Genomic DNA, 21,679 nt, shown 5'->3' with positions numbered 1-21,679 from the left:
CACCGATTGCATCAACGGCTGCAGGTCGTTGGTTTACAGATCCCTTTATCCAAAGCAACCCAGCAGTGATTGAAAAACTTTCAAACGACTTAGGAGCTGGCAGCCCTGAAGGTTATGCAAGCTGCTGTGAAGCTTTGGCTAAGGCGGATGTGCGTGAACAACTCAAACAGATTTCGATTCCTGTATTGATTATTGCAGGTCAACAAGACCCTGTGACCACTGTGGCAGATGGTCAGTTTATGCAAGCCGCGATTGCGGGTAGTCAACTTGTTGAGATTAATGCTTCGCACATTTCGAATGTTGAACAACCACAGGCGTTTAACCAGGCTGTGGCTGAATTTATTCAGGCTTAAGTTCGGAACAACTCAAACCTGAACTCAGGAAACATCACTTGTCACGGGTGACTCATCTTGACGCTTTGCCAGATTGCTCCACCAGTCTGGCTTTTTTTTCACAGTAATTAGACCATGAACAACGACAATTAAATATCAGTCTCGTGATTCCTTAAAACGGCGATAGTTATGTCATAAGTGATTGAAACGATGTCACTCATCATTCTCAAAGATTCAGATGATTCTTCTAATTTGATCTTAAATCAATTGTTTAAGTAAATTTTTAAAACGTTATTTTAGAAGCTAAAATCCGCTTAATTATGCCTGTATCATGGTTTCTATAATTATTAGCAATATCGATTAGTCGTTAGTATTTAAATTAAAAACCCATCACCTAGATGATGGGTTAATTGTTGATGTCTAAAGATTTAGATTAATACGCCCACTGGATGAGCAATCGAAATAGACCAGCAATCAATGCTAGACTTAAAAAACCACCAAGCCATAAAACAATAAACCACCCTGCTTGATTCAGTTTCATTATCATTCTCCTCAGTGATAACCTTCGTCACCAACACGGACCTTGTCTCTAAATACCCAATAAGATAAAGCGGTATAAAACAATATAATTGGGATTAGAATGAGTGCACCAATGAGAGCAAATAATTGACTACTTTGAGGTGCAGCAGCTTGCCAAATCGTTACACTTGGCGGAATGATATTAGGCCATAAACTAATTAAGAAGCCCGTATACGCAAGAAATACCAAAGCCAATGTATAGATGAAAGGTGCAAATTCCTGACGACGTTTACAAGCTCTGAGCGCTAGGAAAGTGAAAATCAATACCAGTATTGGAACGGGACTGAAATACCACATTTGTGGCTGACTAAACCAACGCTGTGCAATATCGTCATGTACAAGGGGAGTATAAATACTGACAGCGCCAAATATTAGAAATAACGCGATCATAAGCTTAGGCATCAGACGGTACATATGATCTTGTACATGCTCATCCGTTTTAAAAATTAACCATCCACAACCGAGTGTCGCGTATAACACAACAACGCCTAAACCTGTAAAGAGTGAAAATGGAGTGAGCCAATCCAGACCACCACCCGTGAACACACCATTGGTCGTCTGAATTCCTTGAATATAAGCGCCTAAAATCACACCTTGTAAAAATGAAGCTAAAATTGAACCCCAAATAAATGCTTGGTCCCAAAGTGCCTTAGTCCGATTAGCCTTAAAACGAAACTCAAAAGCGACTCCACGAAATATAAGCGCGATCACCATTAAGGTGATGGGCATATATAATGCAGACAACACAGTCGAATAGACCAGTGGAAAAGCGGCAAATAAACCAGCTCCACCAAGTACCATCCAAGTCTCATTGCCATCCCATACGGGTGCTACAGTATTCATCATGACATCACGCTCTTGGCGATCTTTCACAAATGGAAATAAAATACCAATTCCCAAATCAAAACCATCAAGAACGACATAAATCAACACACCTAGTGCGATGATCACAATCCAAATCAATGATAAATCAATCATTTCAAATTCTCCTGATCATTCACCCTGTTTGATGCTTCAAGTTGTTGTTCATTATCAATGGTACTCATCGGGCGTTTAGACGCTCGGATCACTTCGCCATCTGAATGTGGTGTTGAATAAATAAATTCTGGTCCTTTTACCATCATTTTCAACATATAAAAGATACCGATACCAAATACGATGCAGTACACCACAACAAAAATAATTAGCGTAAGTCCAACCTGTTCAGCAGAGACAGGAGATAACGCATCTTTCGTACGCATTACGCCATAGATAATCCAAGGTTGACGTCCCACCTCTGTGGTAAACCAGCCTGCCAACAATGCAATAAAACCCGAAGGCCCCATCCACAAAGCAAACTTGTGCAACCATTTTGACTCATAGAATTTTCCTGTCTTACGTAGCCATAGACCAAATACAGCCAGTAAGATCATGAGCATGCCCATACCCACCATGATTCGGAAACTCCAAAAAACGATGGTTGAATTAGGTCGATCCTCAGGAGCGAATTCTTTTAAGCCTTTAACCTCACCATTAAGAGTATGTGTCATGATAAGGCTACCCAGATTTGGAATACCAATCGCATATTTAGTTTCTTCAGCTTCCATATCTGGAATACCAAATAGATACAACGGCATACCATGATCTTTATTGGTTTCCCAATGACCTTCGATTGCAGCTAATTTAGCAGGCTGATGTTCTAAGGTATTCAATCCATGTAAATCACCCACGAACATCTGTAGTGGAGCTAAAGCAAGGATCATCCACATTGCCATCGAGAATGACTTTTTAACTAACGCATCACGGCGTCCTTTGAGTAGATGCCATGCAGCAGTTGCGGCAACCAATAAGCCTGAAACCAAGAAAGCGGCCAGTGCCATATGCGCTAATCGATAAGGAAAGGATGGGTTAAAGACAATCGCGAACCAATCTTGAGGAACAATTATTCCATTTTCAAATGCAAAGCCTTGAGGTGTTTGCATCCAGCTGTTAGATGACAGAATCCAAAACATGGATATACATGTTCCTATTGCCACCATTAAGGTTGCAAAAAAATGCGTCTTTGGTCCAACTCGCCCCCAGCCAAACAACATGATACCGAGGAAACCAGCTTCTAAGAAAAACGCACTGAGCACTTCATACGTCAGCAATGGTCCAGTGACACTACCAGCAATACGTGAAAATTCACTCCAGTTGGTTCCAAACTGATAGCTCATCACCACGCCTGAAACGACACCCATACCAAATGAAAGTGCGAATATTTTTATCCAAAATTTAAACAGATCTCGATAAACAGGATCATTCGTTTTAAGCCAACGCCATTCGAGCACAGCCAAAAAACTTGCCAATCCAATCGAAATTGCTGGAAAGATAATGTGAAATGAAACAGTGAATGCAAATTGTATACGCGCCAATTCGAGCGCTGTTAGTCCTAGATCCATGAGGTCACCTTATCATTGAATTTTGTGGTGAATGTTGTTCTTCAATGAGTTTAAAACTACAGTCAGAATTACATTGTAGATGTCATGTATCATTCCGATAACACGCGATTTTAAATTCACTTTTTTGAGGATGAGTGAATACCGTCTGTTAGCTACAGACTGTTTAAAGATTTTTTTCATAAGATTGAACTCTAAATAAATTGATTAAGATCAAAATGATCCAAGGTTTAAATCAATTAGAGTCCAAAAGGTGGTGCTCGGCCTTGAGGCAGAAGATAGAGCTTCTGTAGAGAAAAATAGACGTGCCAAAAAGAATTACGGTAGAAGCTCAACTTAACTTGTAAGCGATCAAAAATTTCTTTTACACCAAAATCAAATGGTAAGACGAGGTCTCCATACACAGTACAATATTGGCATTGGTGAGTAATTTGATTATGGTCGTGATGATGTTCGTTTTCACTCAAATGGTGGACGAGATCGTGATAAGTCTCATGAACATGCTGATGGCGTTCTGGAGAAAGTAAATTATGCATAATAGACATGCATACCGGAGCGACATGAAATTTCTCCGGTAAGATCGGTTGTAAATAAACCGCTAGTTGTAATAACACCGTTGCAAATGCAATGATGAGTCCACTAGATCTTAGCAAAATTTCCTCTCAACTCTTTTCGATAAAGAGTGTTTAGAAACATAGAAAAAAAATCAAGTTAATAACCGACTAGGCTGATCAACTTTCATACTTAACTATACGCCTATTGAACTTGTTTTTAAAGCCTTTTTCAATTTTATACATAACATGTATTTATAATATCTAAAAAAATTAAAGTAGCTAAATTTTATGATTTGAAAAAATTTAAAGGGATTTTCAAATAAGATACTCCATTGTGTTCAGTGGGCGGAAATTTGCCACCGTTTATATTAATTTGAATGGCTGGTAAAATGAGCTTTGGCATCCCCAATGTCGCGTCACGGCTATTGCGCATTTCCACAAAATCATTCTTTTTTGAATCAATTCGAATGTGTATATTCGATTTTTTTTGCGTTCTTATATCCGTTTGACACATATATTGGTGTCGATTTACTGGTAAATAATCGTGACATAGATATACACGCATATGATCAGGCAGTTGATAAAGCTTCTGAACTGAATCAAATAATTCTGCTGCACTGCCCCGTGGAAAATCACAACGTGCTGTACCATAGTCTGGCATAAATATAGTATCACCCACGAAAACTGCATCACCTATCACATAACTAAGACAAGCAGGTGTATGACCAGGTGTTGGAATGTTGTAGGCTTCAATTTCTCCAATTTTGAAACACTCATGATCTTTAAATAAATAATCGAATGGTTGCTGTGCGTTTATTGCCTTAATATCCAATTGATAGATTGAGCCAAATGTTTCTTGTACAATTCCAATATGATGACTCATGGCAATTTTGCCACCCAGCTTAGATTTTAAATATTGCGCAGCGGTCAAATGATCAGCATGCACATGTGTTTCTAAAATCCACTCAACCTTGTAATGCTGTTCATGTATGTATTGAATAATCTGGTCAGCATGTTCCGTCGTTGTTGTCGCAGAAGCAGCATCAAAATCTAAAACACTATCGATAATGGCACAACTTAATGTCACAGGATCAGCCACGACATAACTAAATGTATTGGTATTTTGATCAAAAAAATCTTTAATTAGCGGCTTAATTTGATCTTGAGTGGCATCTTTCATCACTAGTTTCATAATTATGCTCCCATCCATTTACGGTGAATCAAAACTCCTATCAACATCGCAATCACAAAATAGAGTGATTGATAATGCCCTAAACCAATTAATGTTAATCCTGGTGCTGGACAGATGCCTGTGATGCCCCAGCCTATCCCAAACAAGCTAGCACCTATGATGAGCTTTTTATCAAGCTGATTGCTCTTTGGTAGATCAATAGTCTCATTGAATAGAGTTAAAGGTCTTTCACTTCTGGTTACGATCTGAAAGGGTATGAATGCCACGACAATGGCACCCATTATGACAAATGCCAAACTTGCATCCCACTCACCGAATAAATCAAGAAAATTAAGAACTTTTTCAGGGTTCGACATTCCAGATAACATGAGCCCCACGGAAAAAAGTGAGCCAAACAAAAAAGCAAAAAGGTTTTTCATTTAGAATGCTCCTGTGACATGTCGAATTAAATAAACCGTTATAAAGCCTGTCAGCATAAAACTTAGTGTTGCCACAATAGATCTTTTGGACAATCTACTTAAACCACAAATGCCATGCCCACTTGTACAGCCAGAACCTAAACGTGTTCCAAATCCAACCAAAATACCTGCCACGATCATCATGAATGGACTTGCTTCGAGTTCAATTTCAGGCTGAACCCAAATACCATAGATAAATGGTGTGATGATGAGACCCATTAAAAACCACAATGCTGGTGTTTTGAAAACTTTATGCGGATTTAGTACTTGACCGATTAAACCACTAATCCCTGCTATTCGACCATTCACATATAAGTATCCAACCACAGATAAACCGAGTAGTGCTCCACCTAAAAAAGCAATCACAAAATCATGCATAAAAATTTACTTATTTACAATATATTTTTTTATATTATATAATTTTGAAAAATAATCAAGATGCTTTAACATACGCATCCTTCTGTTTCAAAGGAACATCCAATGCCGTCTGATGTTGAATTAAATCAAATGGATTTTTCACAAGTTGATCAAGTCAGCGATCGACTTAAAGTCCTGTCGAATCCTGATCGCTTAAAGATACTTTGTATTTTAGTAGATGGTGAATTGAACGTTCAGGAAATTGAGAATCGAACTCAAATTTTTCAACCCACGCTTTCACAACAGTTAACCGTATTACGTAAAGCTGAAATGGTGGTGACTCGTCGTGAAGGTAAACAAATTTTTTATCAAGTGAGTGATCCTAAAGTCCTCACCATTATGCAAACGCTTTATCGCTTATATTGCGATCCTACTTCATAATCTTGCAATTCTTTCAGTTGTGGATATGAGACTCAAATACGATCATATTCTCCATGTAAATGACCATGTATTAAATTTTAAAGTTTTGTATTCAAGAGTACTAAAGACCAAAAAATTCTATTTTTCAAAAACTTCTTGCAAGTCTTTTGCCATTCCTTGCATAGACTTGAACTCTCCTTGTTGATTTTTCCATACCATAGTTGGCGTGGAAAAAAATCCATATTTATCCATAAGTGACTCGTTATAGTCGATTTTTTCCTGTAAAGATTTTGATATATTTTGCGTAACAACTAATCGCTCTTTACCTTTCTTTTTATTGTAGTCATTAAATACTTTAGCAGGATCACTTGAGTTAAGTATGGTGGCAATCTGCCCTCGACTTTCTTCTCGAATTACACCAACTTGTATATGTCGAAGTTGAACTTTTCCCGAGTTTACCCATGGTCGTGCAGCTTCCCAAAATTGATGGCAATATGGGCAGTTAGGATCTGAAAATACATAAACAACGCGTGCTGCTGTATTTTCACCATCTTGAATCCAAGTCGACTTTTCAATGCTCTTCCATACATCATCTAATACGGCGTCTTTGACATGTGTATTTAATGCTTCAATAGAAATATTTTCACCTTGAGCATTATATAAATCACCCATAATGTAATATTTCTGATCATTAGAAATAAAAACCGTGCCTGGATGTTGGTTCATATGCCCTGCCCATCCTGTCATACCTGCTGGTGCTGGAATTTCTTTTACAAACTCAAAGCCCTCTGCTGAAATCTGCTTTTTTAAATCCGCATAACTGACGCTACTTATTAAAAATACGCTAGACAACAATATTAATTTATTTATATCTTTCATAACATTTAGCTCTACTCAGCTGCCATTTTAATTAAATATTCTTGCAATTTTGCAGCGCTTAACTCACCCATATGTCTATCCACCAATTTACCTTTTTCATCGTAAAACAATGTAGTTGGCAAGCCAAAACTATTGCTCTGCTTGGGCATTTCCCCATTTACATCAAGTCTGACATTTTTAAAGTTGAAGCTGTGTTTTTGTAAATAGTTTTGAACCGTTGTGATATCTTCACCTTGATTGAGCATCACAAAATGAATATTGGGATGAGCCTTTTGTGCTTGAAAAAGTATTGGCATCTCTCTATGACATGGCGGGCACCAACTCGCCCACAAATTAACGACTGTAGGCTGACCCAAAAAATCTGTGAAATACCCTTCATTCTTATTTTCACTATGATCAGTTGGGAGTATCTGAAAACTTAGATCAGGATAAAAACTTTCAACCTTGTATTGAGTTTTTATCATTACGCCAATCGCTACCCAAAATAAAAACACCCCAACTAAAATGATCTTCATTTTTGTTCGTAAGCTTCGATTGAGAATGATATAGCTTAGCCCACCGAAGAATAATCCACTCCATAAGCTAAATCCTTTATCTTGGATTTTGAGTATATCTAAAGGATTTGCAATATAAGTCTCCCAATAGAACATAACAAAGATGACTCTAGCGGCAACTGCTCCAATAATGATGCTTGTCCACACTGAATCTTTACTGATTTTGACTTGGGTATCTGTCCATTTATAGTGATGACCTAAAACATTGATCAGGATACTGATGAACAGTATCCCACTGAATAGAATCAATAAAACCCATGGAAACATGAGTGATCCAAGTTGAATCCCATCAAATGAAATCATTACTGAACCATCCCGACAGATTGTTCCTGTAATCGATTTAATAACTGTGTTGTAGTAAAAGTACCAGTCAAACGCAGATCACGTATTTCATCATGTTGCGTATTTAAAAAAATAAATGTTGGCGGACCTAAAATTTGCCATTTTTTTAACAGTTCATCTTGGCTTGGTTCAAAATGAGTGAGATCTAATTTAATTAAAACCAAATCATTGAGTTGGGCTTGAACATCTTCACGCGGAAGTACCTCTTTTTCTATCGGTTGACATGCAACACACCAATCTGCGTAAACATCAATTACTACGGCTTTACCTTGATTTGCGTTCAAAACATTTGAAAGCTGCGCGGCAGAATTGACTTTATGCCATGTATGTAATGTTTTGGCCTGCGTTACAAGTGAGTGCGTATACCCTTGCTGCACATAATTCATTCCTAAAAACATCATGCCAAGACTGAGTAATATGATGATGCTTTTAACCACTATTTTTTCGACATAAGGTCGCATTTTCCAGAGTAAATATACAGCGAATCCAAGAAGTAAAAGACCCATCAGAATTTGATAAATACTGGTTGGAATAAGTGGCCGTGCAAAATAAGTGGCCACAAGCAACATCACGAAACCAAAACAGACCTTGAGCCGATCCATCCATACCCCAGGTTTAGGTAAAAAATGCGTCCCGAAAACTGCCGCAATAAAAAGCGGCAAACCAATCCCAATGCCCAAAACAAAAAGATAAGTCGACCCTAATAAAGGTTGGTTCATCTGTGAGACAAATATTAATGCTCCAGCCAATGGAGCACTCATGCAGGGTCCAACAATCAGTGCAGAAATCATCCCCATGAGTCCTGCACCGATCAATGTTCCACCTTTTTGTTTTTGTTGCCAAAGATCTAAGCGTTGTAATATTCCTTGAGGTAAAGAGATTTGAAATGCACCGAAAAGATTAAGGGCAAAAGTAATAAATAGGAGACAAAAAATACTAATGAAGATCGGACTTTGAAACCAACGCTGAAAACTATAGCCCAGTTGAGAAACAACGAATCCCATTAACGCATAAACGATAGCCATCCCTGTGACAAAAATAAAAGCTATTATCGCGGCACGATAACCTCTGTGATTTTGCACAAGAATGCCTGATAAAATCGGAATTAAGGGCAATGAACAAGGCAAGAATGCCAACAATATTCCAAGTCCTAAAAACACCAATAAATTAAGCCATACACTTTGTTGAGAGAGCAAATTTAAAAAAAATTGATCGTTGTTCCATACACTCGAAAAGCTCGCTGGCCTATTCAGATTTTCTTTAGATAAATTTGCATCTAGTGTGGATTGATCCTCACTGATTAAATTATTTTCCCCAAATTCGGTTTTATCTCGCTCAAGCGCAGTAGCGTTAAAATTTTTACGATCTGAGACTGTATTATTATCCTTTGAAATGAGTTGTGTTTCTGTTTTTGGTGAAGCATTTTCTTGTACATCTCGAGTATTTACAACTCCATTAGATGCCGCTGAAATTTCTTTGAGATTTAAAACTTTCTTAGCTTGTGTAGTTTGCTGCGCTGGGAATAAACCTGTGCTGTCAGTTGTTATCGTTGTTCTTTGAATCGGATAACATAAACCACTTTCAGCACATCCTTGCCATTGAATCTTAAATTCTTGATTTGGTTTGACTGGAATATTGCTGATTACATCCTGATAATGTACTTGGGTCATACCAAAGTTTGGATCATCTTTCTCTTTTGGGCGTGGTAGAGATAACTTTACAGGACCTTGAATGTCTGAAACTTTGATTTGATCATGATAGAGATAGTAACCATCTGCGATCTTCCATTTTAGTTCAGCTTGATGATGACTGACTGATACTGCCTCAAATTGAAATGCTTGATCTGGTGGTAGAAAATCTGCAAATGCAAAATTACTCACCAAAGAACCAATCAATAAACTACCCTTAAACCACTTATTCATATTGACTGTATCAGTTCCTGTCTAGTCGTTCAAAGTTCAACGAATGAATTAAGAAAGCGTGATAAAACAAATGCCGCTTCAACGCCCATCGTCACTCGAAATCGCTCATACATTTGTACTCGCCCTAACATGAACTTTATATCGCAAAAAATCTCATTATTCCGTTGGAATTCTTTAAATATTTCTGTTTATCACCTTGGCACAGCGTTTGTGATTGAGATTTTACTCGAACCAAGAAAGAAACCCTCATTTGATTCACCAAGTGCTCCACATCAAGATTAATCATTCTTTCAAAATACGATGCGATTGAATGACGAGTACTGAAAACTCAAGTTCAGGTTAAACACCCTTAAAGTTGAGCGAATTAATACTTATATTGACTGAAGGCAAAATAAGTTTAGATGAATTTATTTTAAAGTGTTCTGTTGCATCGATTGGCTAGGATAAGCAGCATGCGCATATTAATGATGCTCAGACCTTATCAAAAATCAAACAAGCCTTATAACACTGTGATCAAAAATATTCGTGGTTAAAGAAATCATATAATTAGCCCACCCAAATTTAATTAAAATACCCAACGATAATATGTGTGAATTAAATCACAAAATACACCAAATCAACATGTAAGAAAAACTTCACAATATAAGAATTAATTTTTAATAGCCTTGAATGAAATTCCAAAATGTTTCGTTATGAGTTATTTATCAATATTCAATTAAAATATTGAGAATTTATTCTCACATTAAATTAAATTCAAAAAAAAAATCACATTCAAATATTTAAAAAAACAATGATAAAACATAAGTTACTGATTTTTATATACTATTAATTTTAATAAATATTAATCCAACCACCAATAATATAATAAAAGTATAATAAAATACAATATATATATAAATAAAATAATTTATCTAAATAACAAATAAAAAAATATTATTGTGACTCAAATCTCATTATAACCACCATGATATTAATTCGTTCAAATTAATAATTAAAATAATGTTTGTTTAATTAATCTAAATATTGAACAATAATTAAACACGAAATCTAGCTATTAAAAATCAAGCTAGATCTCAAATAATATCCCATCATTAAGGTGTAATTATGAAATCCTTCGCGTTTGGTATTATAAGTTCAATTGCATTAATCTCGACTGGCTGTGTTTCAACCACATCATTAGGCACTGTAGCTTCCGAACGTAAACAACTCATGATTATTCCGGAATCAGCTTGGAATAAAATTTCAAACCGTAGCTATAATAAATTTGAAAAGAAAGCGAAGACTAAGTCTTTATATCTTGAAGATCCACGCTTAAATCAAATTTTGGCACGTTTAATCCCACATGCTAATCAATATTTACGTGAAGGTCGTCAACCAATTCAATGGCGAATTAACGGTGTGCTCAGCAGCAAACCGAATGCCCAATCCTTTCAAAGTGGGCAAATTGTAGTTAATTCGGCTGTATATATGTTTGAAAACTTATCTGATGACGAGTTAGCCACCTTAATTGCGCATGAAATGGCACACATTATCCGTAATCATAGTCGTGAAAAGGCTTCTCGTTTCGCAGCAATGAATTTGGGTCTAATGGGTGCAACCATGGGAACTGGGGCTGCCATCGGGCTTGCAAGTGGTTTATCAGGCAATCAAACCAATATGTCTCATCGCCGTCATCTAGAAGAAGCTGATTTGATTGGTTTAGATTTGATGGTGAGAGCGGGCTACAATCACAATGCAGCACTCTCATTTTGGGATAAATTCGAAGCTAATCTCAACAAACGTAAAATGAATAAAGATCAATCAACCTTATTCGCAAGTCATCCGAGCAATGACCAACGCAAAGCATTCTTAACCGAACAAGTCATGCAGATCGAAATGTATCGAAAGGATGTCAACCTCACTGCATTACGATAATCTAGTATAAATAATAAAGCCCAACACAATGTTGGGCTTTCTCATTTATGGATCAACAAATAAATCGACCATCAATTCTTCATCTGATGGTTCCACTCGATATTTTTCGAAATTAGTTTCACCTTTCTCTCTTAATATCTCTTCATCGATCATCATACGACCCGTGATCGAACGTTTCTCACTCGTCAAGATTGCATACGCTGCATCAGCCATGATTGCCGGTGTCCGAGCCTTGCTAAATAACTCACGTCCACCGAGAGAAAATTCTATTGCTGCAGTTGCAATAATGGTTCTAGGCCACAAGGCATTAACACTTATCCCATAACGTTCGAATTCTTGATTCATTCCCATGGTCAACATACTCATGCCATATTTACTGATGGTGTAAGGAGAATGAACCGCAAACCACGATTCTTTTAAATTTAAAGGTGGAGAGAGACTAAGAATGTGTGGATTTTGACTTTGTTTTAAATAAGGCAAGGCAGCTTGACTACAGACCATAACGGCGCGAGTATTAACTTGATACATGAGATCAAAACGATTTGGATCAAGCGTTTCAACCCCACTCAAATTAATCGCACCAGCATTATTTATGAGGACATCTATCCCACCAAAATGTTCAGCAGCCTGTTTCATTGCGGCTGCGACAGCATCTTGATCTCGTACATCAAGTTGGATCGCTAATGCTCTCCCACCAGCTGCTTCTATTTCTTTTGCAACAGAATGAATCGTACCACTGAGTTTCGAATGTTCAGTGCTCGTTTTTGCAGCAACCACAATATTTGCACCATCTTTTGCAGCTTTAAGTGCAATCTCACGACCGATACCTCTGCTTGCACCTGTAATGAACAGTGTTTTTCCTTGTAGTGTCATAATCCCTCTGTGTTATTTTGTTTTTGAGTTTTCAATGTACAAAAAAAAAGCACTTATGCAAAATTTCTTTATGAACCTCTAAGTCGTAGAAGCATACATTTTGCAATTACAAAATTAGAATTGTTTTGATAGCGTGCTAAAAAATTTAAATAACATTCTGTTTTTATTAATTTTTAAAAAACCAACTATAGTTGCATTTTGTGCCAAAAATTCACCTTTGATTTTCAATCTTAATTTGTGTGAAATTTAAAAAGTGAAAATCGCGCTCATACGCCTATTATTATGCTGAGATAAAAAAAAGCCCAAGGAGGAGTACAATCTTTGGGCTTAGTAAACTGAATATTTACATTAAAATAATATACCTAATTGATATAAAATAGAAAGCACTAATTTATTTTTTTAATATTATTTTAAAAATATTTTTATAATCAACAATATAATTAGATTAAGAAGTATAATTTTCTAGGATTTAATCTTGTCTATCTCGTATCAACTGCGTTGATGCAATATTTTCGTAAATCGTTTGCTGCAATTGATCTCTGAATTCAATCAAATCCTGTTCTGTTTTGATATTTGAGATTGATTGTCGTGGTAAAAATTTGAAATAGAATGGGACTCTTTTAGGAATAATATTTTTGGGTATTGAAGGCAAAACATCACCTTGACGGAGTAATTTTCCAATTTTAGGAACAGCTAAAAGCTTTTTAAACCACTTTTTTTCAAGCAAATAATTGGCATCAAGTGCCAAATCGAATACTTCATCACCACCTACAGCTACAAAAGGTGCAATGTCGTAGTCAAATTCTTGAGCTAACTTTAAGAATCCGTAGCGCTCTTTCCATATGAGTTGATATTCTTCCCCTTTGCGCTTTACGACCTCACGCCCACCACCTGGAAACACTAGGATAGAGTATCCTTGTTGCATTGCATCTCTGGCGTATTCTCTTAGACCCTCAATTGCACCCATTTTATGAACCATATCTTTCCAATACGGTATTTTGAAATGAATGTGATCACCTAAACTCACAATTTTAATTTTGTGCTCTGTATATAGATAATCAATCAAAATTGGCGTATCAAATACACCATAAATTGTATGATTACCCACATACATGGCAGGTCGATCAGCATTGAGATGTTCAACACCAAGAAAGGTCGGTTTAAAATAAAAACGTTGCAACAAACTACCATATCGGATCATTTTAGAATGGTGTTGGATTTGCAATGCTTTATTTTCCATTAAACATCTCTTTATCTAATTAAGCTACTCGCTTCTGAACCAGTATTGAACCAACAGAATAACCTGCGCCAAATGAACATAATACACCGTATTCACCATCATTCACTTGATCTGCAGTTCGGTGTAACGCAATGATGACACCAGCTGAAGAAGTGTTTGCAAACTCGTCTAAAATGATTGGAACTAAGTCTGGATCTGCTTCAGCAGCAGCTTTACCCACAACTAGCTTTAAAATTAACTCGTTCATGCTGGCATTGGCTTGATGTAACCAGAAACGTTTAACATTCGTCGGTTCGATTTGGTTTTTCTCAAGTTGCTTTGTAATCATTTTCGCAACCAATGGGCATACTTCTTTAAACACTTTACGGCCATCTTGACGGAAGCGTTTATCATCCGCGTTGGTTGTTTCACTTGGATTCAAGAAACCAAAATTATTACGAATGTTATTAGAGAATTGCGTAAACAATTGCGTATCTAAAATTTCGAATCCAGTTTTAGAATCTGTATCTTCAATAATTGAAGCTGTCGCTACATCACCAAAAATGAAATGACAATCACGTGAACGATAATCTGTATGACCTGATGTGATTTCCACATTGACCAAGAGCACACGACGAGCACCAGACTTGATCGCATCATAAGCTTGTTTTAAGCCAAATGTTGCAGCAGAACAAGCAACATTCATATCATAAGCATAACCTTGAATGCCTAATGCAGTTTGAATTTCAATAGCAACCGCAGGATATGCACGTTGCATATTTGAACAAGCCAATATTACAACATCAATGTCTTCAGCAGTTACACCGGCATTTTCCATTGCTTGTTTTGAAGCGATCACACCCCACTCAGCTTGAAGTGAAATTTCATCATCTGATCGTTCTGCTAAGTTTGGACGTAAACGATTAGGATCTAATACGCCTTCCTTCTCTACAACATAACGTGCTTTAACACCTGAAGCCTTCTCAATAAATTCTGCACTTGAACCACGGCGTGCTTCGATTTCGCCCGCAGCAATTTTTTCAGCATTCTCTTGATTAAACTTTTCTACATAAGCATTTAAACTTTCAACCAATTCTTCATTGGTGATGACATGTTCAGGATGGAATAAGCCAGTGCCTGTAATACGAATGCCCATGCAAAACTCCTTTTTTGAGTAACTCAATATTTCAAATTAAAGCTATATTAACTGATTCCGAGACGTTCCCATACTTTTTGAATACGGTTTGGCGAAATTGGCATCTTGGTTTTCATCGGTTGAGAGAATAATGAGATTCTCAGCTCTTCAACCATAAAATATAACTCTTTCAATTTTTGATCATTTTTATATTTAAATAATTTATCCATCCAAGGATCGACTTGAGCAATCGCATCATCATCTCGTTTTAAATTATGAGGCAAACGATCAATCCTAATCAATAAAGCTTTAAGATAGCGTGGAAATTCAATCCACACATCTACAGATTTACTATAAGCAAAATCCGCTAGACTCATCAGATCAAGTTGATCTTCAATATCATCGATATGTTTACCAAATACATTGGCATCAATCATCATCAACTCGCGTCGAATTTGTTGCCATTGTACATAAATGTCATTAAAGGCAGCCAAGACCTTTTGACCATGCGTCAGGAAAGACTGCTTGACAGCCTGCAGAATTGTTTGGAAATCTTGCGCATCTACAGGCTCTTTTTCTAAAGCCATTTGCAATGTTGCGTAAACTAACATTTGTTCTAACTGAGCTTTATCACCCAAAGGGGAATAGGCTAATGCGAGTGGTTTAGAGATTTGTTTTTTAAGCTGTCGAATCAAATCACCTAGCTGCATATGAATCAGGCGAATAATACCAGCACGATGATGGCGTATTGCTTCGTGCTGATCATTAAACGTTTGAATGACAACACCTGACTCATCCTTTTGCTCAAGCTTAGAAAATTCCTTGCTTGGTACAAGTGCTTGATATTGTTTGACGACGACACCTGTGACTTTTTGCGATGCTTCAAACACAAAATGCTCAGGGAAAGTTTGATACTCACCTTTTAACTGCTTGACTGGACTATGCGTTTCAGTACGACAGCGTGCTTTTAATTCAGATAAATCGCGACCTTGCTCAATCACTCGTCCTTTTTCATCGATGACTTTAATGAGCGGTAAAAGATATTGTTCAATTCGATCTACATTAAAATCTTTTTCAGTGATCTGTTCGCCTCTCAATTGAAAAGCTAAAAAACTAAAAATATGCTTTTGTAAATCTTGCGCATCTATTTTGGACATCAGTTTACGCGCAGTATCTGGTATAGGTACCAAGCCACGACGCTTATCTTTTGGAAGAGCTTTTAATAGTGCTTCAATCAAATCAAGACGCCAACCTGGAATGCCCCATGACCATAAGTTTTCATCTACTTGTGGCAGGGCCTGTAGTGGAATCTTGACCGTCGCACCATCTTCATCATGACTTGGGTCAAATCGATAACTTGCCGCTAAACGAAGGTCCCCATTACGTAAGTAATCAGGGAACTGTTGGGTGGTTGGACGATCGTTAAGCCACAAAGCATCGTCATCGATGAACAAATAACGTGGATTTTGAGGCTCAACTGTTGCACGCCAATCTTCAAAACTACGCCGACTCGCTACATCTTCAGGCACTTTTGCTGCATAAAACTGATAAATCGTCTCTTCGTCTACCACCAAATCACGACGACGCAATTTGTCTTCAACTCGCTCAACTTCTTCTAGTTTAAGCAAGTTATGTTTTAAAAATGGTGGTGTAATCCCCAGATGACCCGTCGTTAAAGCATCGCGAAGAAAAATTTCATGCGCCGCAGTTTGATCGACCTTTTCATAATTGATTTGACGCTTAGGTTCAATAATCAAACCAAACAGTGAAATTTGATCATATGCGTTAACTACACCTGCTTTTTTCGACCAATGCGGTTCAAAGTAATGATGTTTCACTAAATCACGTGCAGCTAGCAAAATCCACTCAGGCTCAATTTTTGCCAGTGTTCGTAAATACACCTGAGAGGTTTCTACCATCTCAAATGCCATGACCCATGGTGTATTGGTTTTGTGTAAGGTTGATGCAGGAAATATACGTGCCTTTTGTTGACGCACTGCCATGAATACATTGCGTTCATCTGTTTTATTTGCAATGAATGACAATAGTCCCGTGAGTAAAGCTCTGTGAAGATTTTCGTAACTGGTTTTCTTTTCATTAAAAGAAAGCTTTAAGCCTTGAGCAAGATCAACCAGTTGCTCATGTGTTTTTTTCCATTCTCTCAAGCGTAACCAACTCAAGAAATGATTACGTGCAAATGTGCGACGCTTATTTTCACTCATCTCCCGATTTGCAACCAACGCATCCCATAATTTGAGATAGAACAAAAAGTCAGAATCGGCTTCACGAAATAAGGCGTGCTTCTGATCCGCTTGCATTTGTTTATCAGCAGGACGCTCTCTTGGATCCTGAACAGCTAATGCAGCCACGATAATCAATACTTCATTGAGTGCCCCAAAATGAGCACCACCCAAAATCATACGTGCGAGTCTTGGATCAATTGGCATTTTTGCCATTTGTTGACCAATTTTGGTGAGAGAATCACCTTTGCCTTGAAGTCCACCTTTATCTAAAGATGAGGCTGTTTTAGTCGCAAGAGAAGAATTTCTCTTTTCCGTCATCGCCCCGAGTTCAATCAGCAATTTACGGCCATCATTGACGAGACGATGATCAGGCGGTTCAATAAAGTCAAAATCTTCGAGTGTTCCAAGACCTAAACTCTGCATCTGCAAAATAACAGATGCCAAATTAGTACGTTTGATTTCTGGTTCAGTAAATTCGGGACGACTTAAAAAGTCTTCTTCTGAATACAATCGAATACACACACCCGGTGCAATACGACCACAACGACCTTTACGCTGATTGGCTGCTGCTTGAGAAATCGCTTCAATCGGTAAACGCTGAACACGCGAACGGTAGTTATAACGAGAGATACGTGCAAAACCACTATCAATGACGTAACGTATGTTTGGAACGGTCAATGCAGTTTCCGCAACGTTGGTGGCAATAATGATACGCCGTCCACCACCAGCAGGATTAAAAATCTTTTGTTGTTCAGATAACGCTAGTCTCGCATACAAAGGTAGAACTTCTGTATGACGAGGTCCATGTTTGATTAAAGTTTCCTGTAGCTCACGAATCTCTTGTTCCGTACTGGCAAAAATCAAAATATCTGCGTGTTCAGGATGACCTTTTTCCTGTGCATCTTTGAAACATTCTTCAACAGCTGATACTACTGCGCGCGGTAGGTTTTCTTCAAAGTCATCAAACTCATCATCATCACTCCCTACAATACTCATTTCAGAGATAGGACGATAACGCACTTCTACAGGAAAACTACGTCCTTCAACCTCAAAAATCGGTGCGTTATTGAAGTAACTTGAAAAACGATTAACGTCTAAAGTTGCAGATGTGATGATGACTTTAAGATCTTTACGACGTGGCAAGAGCTGTTTTAAATAGCCCATGATGAAGTCAATATTGAGCGAGCGCTCATGTGCTTCATCAATAATAATGGTGTCATATTTGGTTAAGAAACGATCATGAGCCAATTCAGCCAGCAAAATACCATCTGTCATTAAACGAACGATAGAGTCCTGTGAACCCTGTTCGTTAAACCTTACTTTAAATGAAATAGACTCACCGAGTTTTTCACCCACCTCTTCTGCAATACGTTGCGATACACTGCGCGCAGCTAATCGTCGTGGCTGGGTATGACCAATTAACCCTGTTAAACCACGCCCCGCAAGCATGGCTATCTGAGGAAGCTGAGTTGTTTTACCTGAACCTGTTTCACCCGCAACGATAATGACCTGATGTTTTTGAATGGCCTCAATCAATTTGTCTGCATATTGGGTAACAGGTAAATCTTGATTAAGTTTGATATTAGGAATGCGTTGAATACGCTGTTGTACTTTTAAATTTGATTTTTCAAAAAGTTCTTGATATTGCTTTTCATTGGCATCTTTTCCTTTGCGTAGTCGATTTAAACGATGAAGATCTCGTGCCATCACCATTTGTTCTACATTTAACCCTATCGTTGCCAAGTTTTAGCCCTATATCAATTACGAAACGCTTTATTCTACTCATTTTCAAAGATTATCCCAAATCTGAATCGGACTATTTTTTTAGATTAAATGAGAATATAAAGCTTAAAATGATCTTATGTTGAAATAGAAACAAGTCAGCCGCGTTATGTGACAATTCATACAATTTTTGAAATTTTCATGTGGCTTTTTATATTTTTGAAAAACTAAATCTAAAATAATGATGGTTTTTTTTATATTTACCCTTGAATTTTCACTTCAGTGTCTTCATGTTGGTAGGCATGTGAAATTTTCTCATCCTGTCACGAATACATCATTTTGATGTGTTACAAGGAAGACAGATGACAAACTTAAATGGCAATCAATTTACATAATTCGGTTTTTCCGATTTTTGTAATGTAAAAATACCATTTCAGCACAGAACGAAAGTTCGATACTCTAATTGAAAATTAAAGACTAACCTCAATCATGGAGACAATGATGAGCTTAATTAATACTGAAGTTAAACCATTCGCAGCTACAGCTTACCACAACGGTCAATTTGTAGACGTGACTGAAGCTGATCTTAAAGGCAAATGGTCTGTAGTATTTTTCTACCCTGCTGACTTCACTTTCGTTTGCCCAACTGAACTTGGTGACCTTGCTGACAACTACGCTGAATTCCAAAAATTAGGCGTGGAAATCTACGGTGTTTCTACTGACACTCACTTCACTCACAAAGCTTGGCACGACACTTCTGACGTAATTGGTAAAATCCAATACCCATTAATCGGCGATCCAACTTGGACTCTTTCTAAAAACTTCGAAGTTCTAATCGAATCTGCTGGTCTTGCTGACCGCGGTACTTTCGTAATCGACCCAGAAGGTAAAATCCAAATCGTTGAAATCAACGCTGGCGGTATCGGTCGTGATGCTCAAGAACTTCTTCGTAAAGTTAAAGCAGCTCAATACGTTCACGCTCACCCAGGCGAAGTTTGCCCTGCTAAATGGAAAGAAGGCGATGCAACTCTTGCTCCTTCAATCGATCTAGTTGGTAAAATCTAATTTATTAGATAGCACTAAAAAAACCACGCTTTGCGTGGTTTTTTTGTGTTCAGTCCATCAAATTCTCAATCACCATCAATTCCGCGTAATCATCAATAATCCACACCCAATATTCAGCGTCATCGTGCAAAAATCTGGATCAGCTTTAACATCCTTTAAAAAAACTTTGTATTTCAGCGGCGTGGGAAATCACTTTATCTACAAGTATTAGGCCATGTTCAGGATGTAGTACCTTTTTTAAATATTGCCAATAATCAGGATATGCATGTCGATTCGCATCTAAGATAATTAAGTCATACACATCGCCTTCATTAATTAATTAATAAATCAATTGCATCACTGCTGATAAAATCAATAAGGTGATCTAAACTAAACTGTTTGGCGTACTGAGTCGCAAGTGCTGTTCTTTCTGAGTTTATATCAACCGTAGTCACTCGACCCTGATGCTCCGAAACCGCCTCCGCCATCCATAATGTTAAATATCCTGTCGAAGTTCCTATTTCAAGAATTCGTTTAGAGGTCTGGATCTTAATAAGCATCGAAATATAATGGGCAGATTCTGGTTTTATATTTCGATATCTCAGATCGCGATCAGTTTGATATGCATCATGTTGAATTAACTGCTGATATAAACTTTGCATTTGACTTAGAAATTCAGCATTCATGACATATTCTCATTGAATCGATTTCTATAAACTAATCAAAGATAAAGTCTTTACTATGACAATCATCATAATTTTTGAATCAATTTAAAACGTTCAATTTCACGATCATCATCCTCTAGATAAATGCTTTCTGTAAACATCGCTAATGGCCTTACCCATATTGAATAATCTCCATAAAGGCATTGATAGACCACAAGCTTTTCTTGAGTTTCACTATGCGTCGCTACATGAAGGACTTGATAAAGTTGTCCTTTATAGTGTTTATAAATGCCTCTCTCTAAGGTCATAATTGGTCCTCGCTCATATCTATTAAAATAATTTTAATGTAAATATCTGAATTCAAATTGCTTTTATACTTGAAAATTCAAGTTTTAACTCAATACTTTCATACATCTACACCAAAGACTTTGATTAAATTTATTTTTCCGATTGAATTTATAAAAACAAACTGTTTTATCTATTTAATCAATTGTCTTAGTATACCTGTATCGAATGAATTATTACTCCTTTGGAGACGTTAGCAATGTTAGATCAAAATACTTCAGCTCAATTAAAAACGCTTTTAGAACGCCTTGAGGGTCCAATCGAATTGGTTGCGACTTTAAATGATTCAGACAAATCTGCAAAAATCAAAGAACTTGTGGAAGAAGTGGCAGCACTTTCTCCATTAGTCACAGCTCGTTTTGATGGTCAAAATAAACGTGCGCCGAGCTTTGGTATTGCAAAAGCAGGTGAAGAACCGCGTGTCTTCTTCGCAGGCTTACCAATGGGTCATGAGTTCACTTCTTTGATTTTGGCATTGCTACAAACTTCTGGTTATGCACCAAAAGTATCTGA

19 protein-coding genes and 2 pseudogenes are annotated in these 21,679 nt (G+C 37.3%); 5 read left to right on the top strand and 16 right to left on the bottom strand.

The annotated features are described in order from the left end of the window. Positions 1–353: alpha/beta hydrolase (locus BMW42_RS14230; RefSeq protein ID WP_171260732.1), on the top strand; the 353-nt coding region annotated here is incomplete at its 5' end. Between the two features lie 412 nt (positions 354–765). Here the strand turns inward: BMW42_RS14230 and BMW42_RS14225 are convergent. The 7 genes from BMW42_RS14225 to BMW42_RS14195 form a co-directional block, all read right to left on the bottom strand. Further along, positions 766–873: a DUF2474 family protein gene (locus tag BMW42_RS14225; RefSeq protein ID WP_092768866.1), complete on the bottom strand. Its 108-nt coding sequence runs from the start codon at positions 871–873 to the stop codon at positions 766–768. An 11-nt stretch (positions 874–884) separates the two neighbouring features. Next, positions 885–1,889 carry a cytochrome d ubiquinol oxidase subunit II gene (gene cydB / locus BMW42_RS14220; RefSeq protein ID WP_092768863.1) on the bottom strand — a complete coding sequence of 335 codons (1,005 nt, stop codon included), beginning with the start codon at positions 1,887–1,889 and terminating at the stop codon, positions 885–887. After that, positions 1,886–3,331 carry a cytochrome ubiquinol oxidase subunit I gene (locus tag BMW42_RS14215; RefSeq protein WP_092768860.1) on the bottom strand — a complete coding sequence of 482 codons (1,446 nt, stop codon included), beginning with the start codon at positions 3,329–3,331 and terminating at the stop codon, positions 1,886–1,888. Before BMW42_RS14215 ends, cydB begins: the two co-directional genes overlap by 4 nt. 236 nt (positions 3,332–3,567) lie before the next feature. Next, a complete protein-coding gene (locus tag BMW42_RS14210; RefSeq protein WP_092768857.1) occupies positions 3,568–3,981 on the bottom strand; it encodes a DUF2946 domain-containing protein in 414 nt (137 codons plus the stop codon). Between the two features lie 187 nt (positions 3,982–4,168). Further along, a complete protein-coding gene (locus BMW42_RS14205) occupies positions 4,169–5,062 on the bottom strand; it encodes an MBL fold metallo-hydrolase (RefSeq protein ID WP_092768875.1) in 894 nt (297 codons plus the stop codon). 14 nt (positions 5,063–5,076) lie between these two features. After that, positions 5,077–5,493 carry a DUF6691 family protein gene (locus BMW42_RS14200; protein ID WP_092768854.1) on the bottom strand — a complete coding sequence of 139 codons (417 nt, stop codon included), beginning with the start codon at positions 5,491–5,493 and terminating at the stop codon, positions 5,077–5,079. After that, complete coding sequence (locus tag BMW42_RS14195) at positions 5,494–5,910, bottom strand: YeeE/YedE family protein (RefSeq protein ID WP_092768851.1); 417 nt, start codon at positions 5,908–5,910, stop codon at positions 5,494–5,496. A 102-nt stretch (positions 5,911–6,012) separates the two neighbouring features. Between BMW42_RS14195 and BMW42_RS14190 the strand changes: the two genes are divergently transcribed. Further along, entirely contained in the window at positions 6,013–6,330 is a 318-nt protein-coding gene (locus BMW42_RS14190) for an ArsR/SmtB family transcription factor (RefSeq protein WP_092768848.1), read from the top strand. Positions 6,331–6,447: 117 nt separating this feature from the next. Here the strand turns inward: BMW42_RS14190 and dsbG are convergent, their stop codons facing one another. Genes dsbG through dsbD form a run of 3 tightly spaced genes read right to left on the bottom strand, consistent with a single transcriptional unit; the run spans position 6,448 to position 10,006 of the window. Continuing rightward, positions 6,448–7,179, bottom strand: a complete 732-nt coding sequence (gene dsbG, locus BMW42_RS14185) for a thiol:disulfide interchange protein DsbG (protein ID WP_092768872.1) — start codon at positions 7,177–7,179, stop codon at positions 6,448–6,450. Between the two features lie 20 nt (positions 7,180–7,199). After that, positions 7,200–8,045 carry a TlpA disulfide reductase family protein gene (locus tag BMW42_RS14180; protein WP_092768845.1) on the bottom strand — a complete coding sequence of 282 codons (846 nt, stop codon included), beginning with the start codon at positions 8,043–8,045 and terminating at the stop codon, positions 7,200–7,202. Further along, the gene (dsbD, locus tag BMW42_RS14175; RefSeq protein WP_092768842.1) at positions 8,045–10,006 is read right to left on the bottom strand and encodes a protein-disulfide reductase DsbD; all 1,962 of its coding nucleotides are present in this window, start codon (positions 10,004–10,006) and stop codon (positions 8,045–8,047) included. The genes BMW42_RS14180 and dsbD overlap by 1 nt, the downstream gene beginning before the upstream one ends. Before the next feature lie 1,104 nt (positions 10,007–11,110). Between dsbD and BMW42_RS14170 the strand changes: the two genes are divergently transcribed. Next, entirely contained in the window at positions 11,111–11,920 is an 810-nt protein-coding gene (locus BMW42_RS14170) for a M48 family metallopeptidase (protein WP_092768839.1), read from the top strand. 45 nt (positions 11,921–11,965) lie between these two features. Here the strand turns inward: BMW42_RS14170 and BMW42_RS14165 are convergent, their stop codons facing one another. The 4 genes from BMW42_RS14165 to hrpA all read right to left on the bottom strand — a co-directional run bounded on the left by BMW42_RS14165 (position 11,966) and on the right by hrpA (position 19,103). Beyond that, entirely contained in the window at positions 11,966–12,793 is an 828-nt protein-coding gene (locus BMW42_RS14165) for an SDR family oxidoreductase (RefSeq protein WP_092768836.1), read from the bottom strand. Positions 12,794–13,262: 469 nt separating this feature from the next. Further along, on the bottom strand, positions 13,263–14,033 hold the full coding sequence (locus BMW42_RS14160) for a lysophospholipid acyltransferase family protein (RefSeq protein ID WP_092768833.1): 771 nt from the start codon (positions 14,031–14,033) through the stop codon (positions 13,263–13,265). Between the two features lie 19 nt (positions 14,034–14,052). Further along, entirely contained in the window at positions 14,053–15,168 is a 1,116-nt protein-coding gene (locus BMW42_RS14155) for a beta-ketoacyl-ACP synthase III (protein ID WP_035270185.1), read from the bottom strand. Between the two features lie 47 nt (positions 15,169–15,215). Next, complete coding sequence (gene hrpA, locus BMW42_RS14150) at positions 15,216–19,103, bottom strand: ATP-dependent RNA helicase HrpA (protein ID WP_213032622.1); 3,888 nt, start codon at positions 19,101–19,103, stop codon at positions 15,216–15,218. Positions 19,104–19,613: 510 nt separating this feature from the next. Between hrpA and ahpC the strand changes: the two genes are divergently transcribed. Continuing rightward, positions 19,614–20,177, top strand: a complete 564-nt coding sequence (ahpC, locus tag BMW42_RS14145) for an alkyl hydroperoxide reductase subunit C (RefSeq protein ID WP_035270191.1) — start codon at positions 19,614–19,616, stop codon at positions 20,175–20,177. Positions 20,178–20,252: 75 nt separating this feature from the next. Here ahpC and BMW42_RS15000 read toward each other — a convergent pair. Beyond that, a pseudogene (locus BMW42_RS15000) lies at positions 20,253–20,842 on the bottom strand (O-methyltransferase). Positions 20,843–20,907: 65 nt separating this feature from the next. Next, the gene (locus BMW42_RS14135; protein ID WP_035270203.1) at positions 20,908–21,129 is read right to left on the bottom strand and encodes a DUF1653 domain-containing protein; all 222 of its coding nucleotides are present in this window, start codon (positions 21,127–21,129) and stop codon (positions 20,908–20,910) included. Between the two features lie 236 nt (positions 21,130–21,365). Here BMW42_RS14135 and BMW42_RS14130 point away from each other — a divergent pair. Next, positions 21,366–21,679, top strand: a pseudogene (locus tag BMW42_RS14130) (alkyl hydroperoxide reductase subunit F); the annotation flags it as partial.

The sequence above is a fragment of the Acinetobacter sp. DSM 11652 genome, assembly GCF_900109815.1.
Taxonomy (GTDB): Bacteria; Pseudomonadota; Gammaproteobacteria; order Pseudomonadales; family Moraxellaceae; genus Acinetobacter.
Note: the sequence above shows the minus strand (reverse complement) of the source record. Positions and strands in the feature narration are given on the sequence as shown.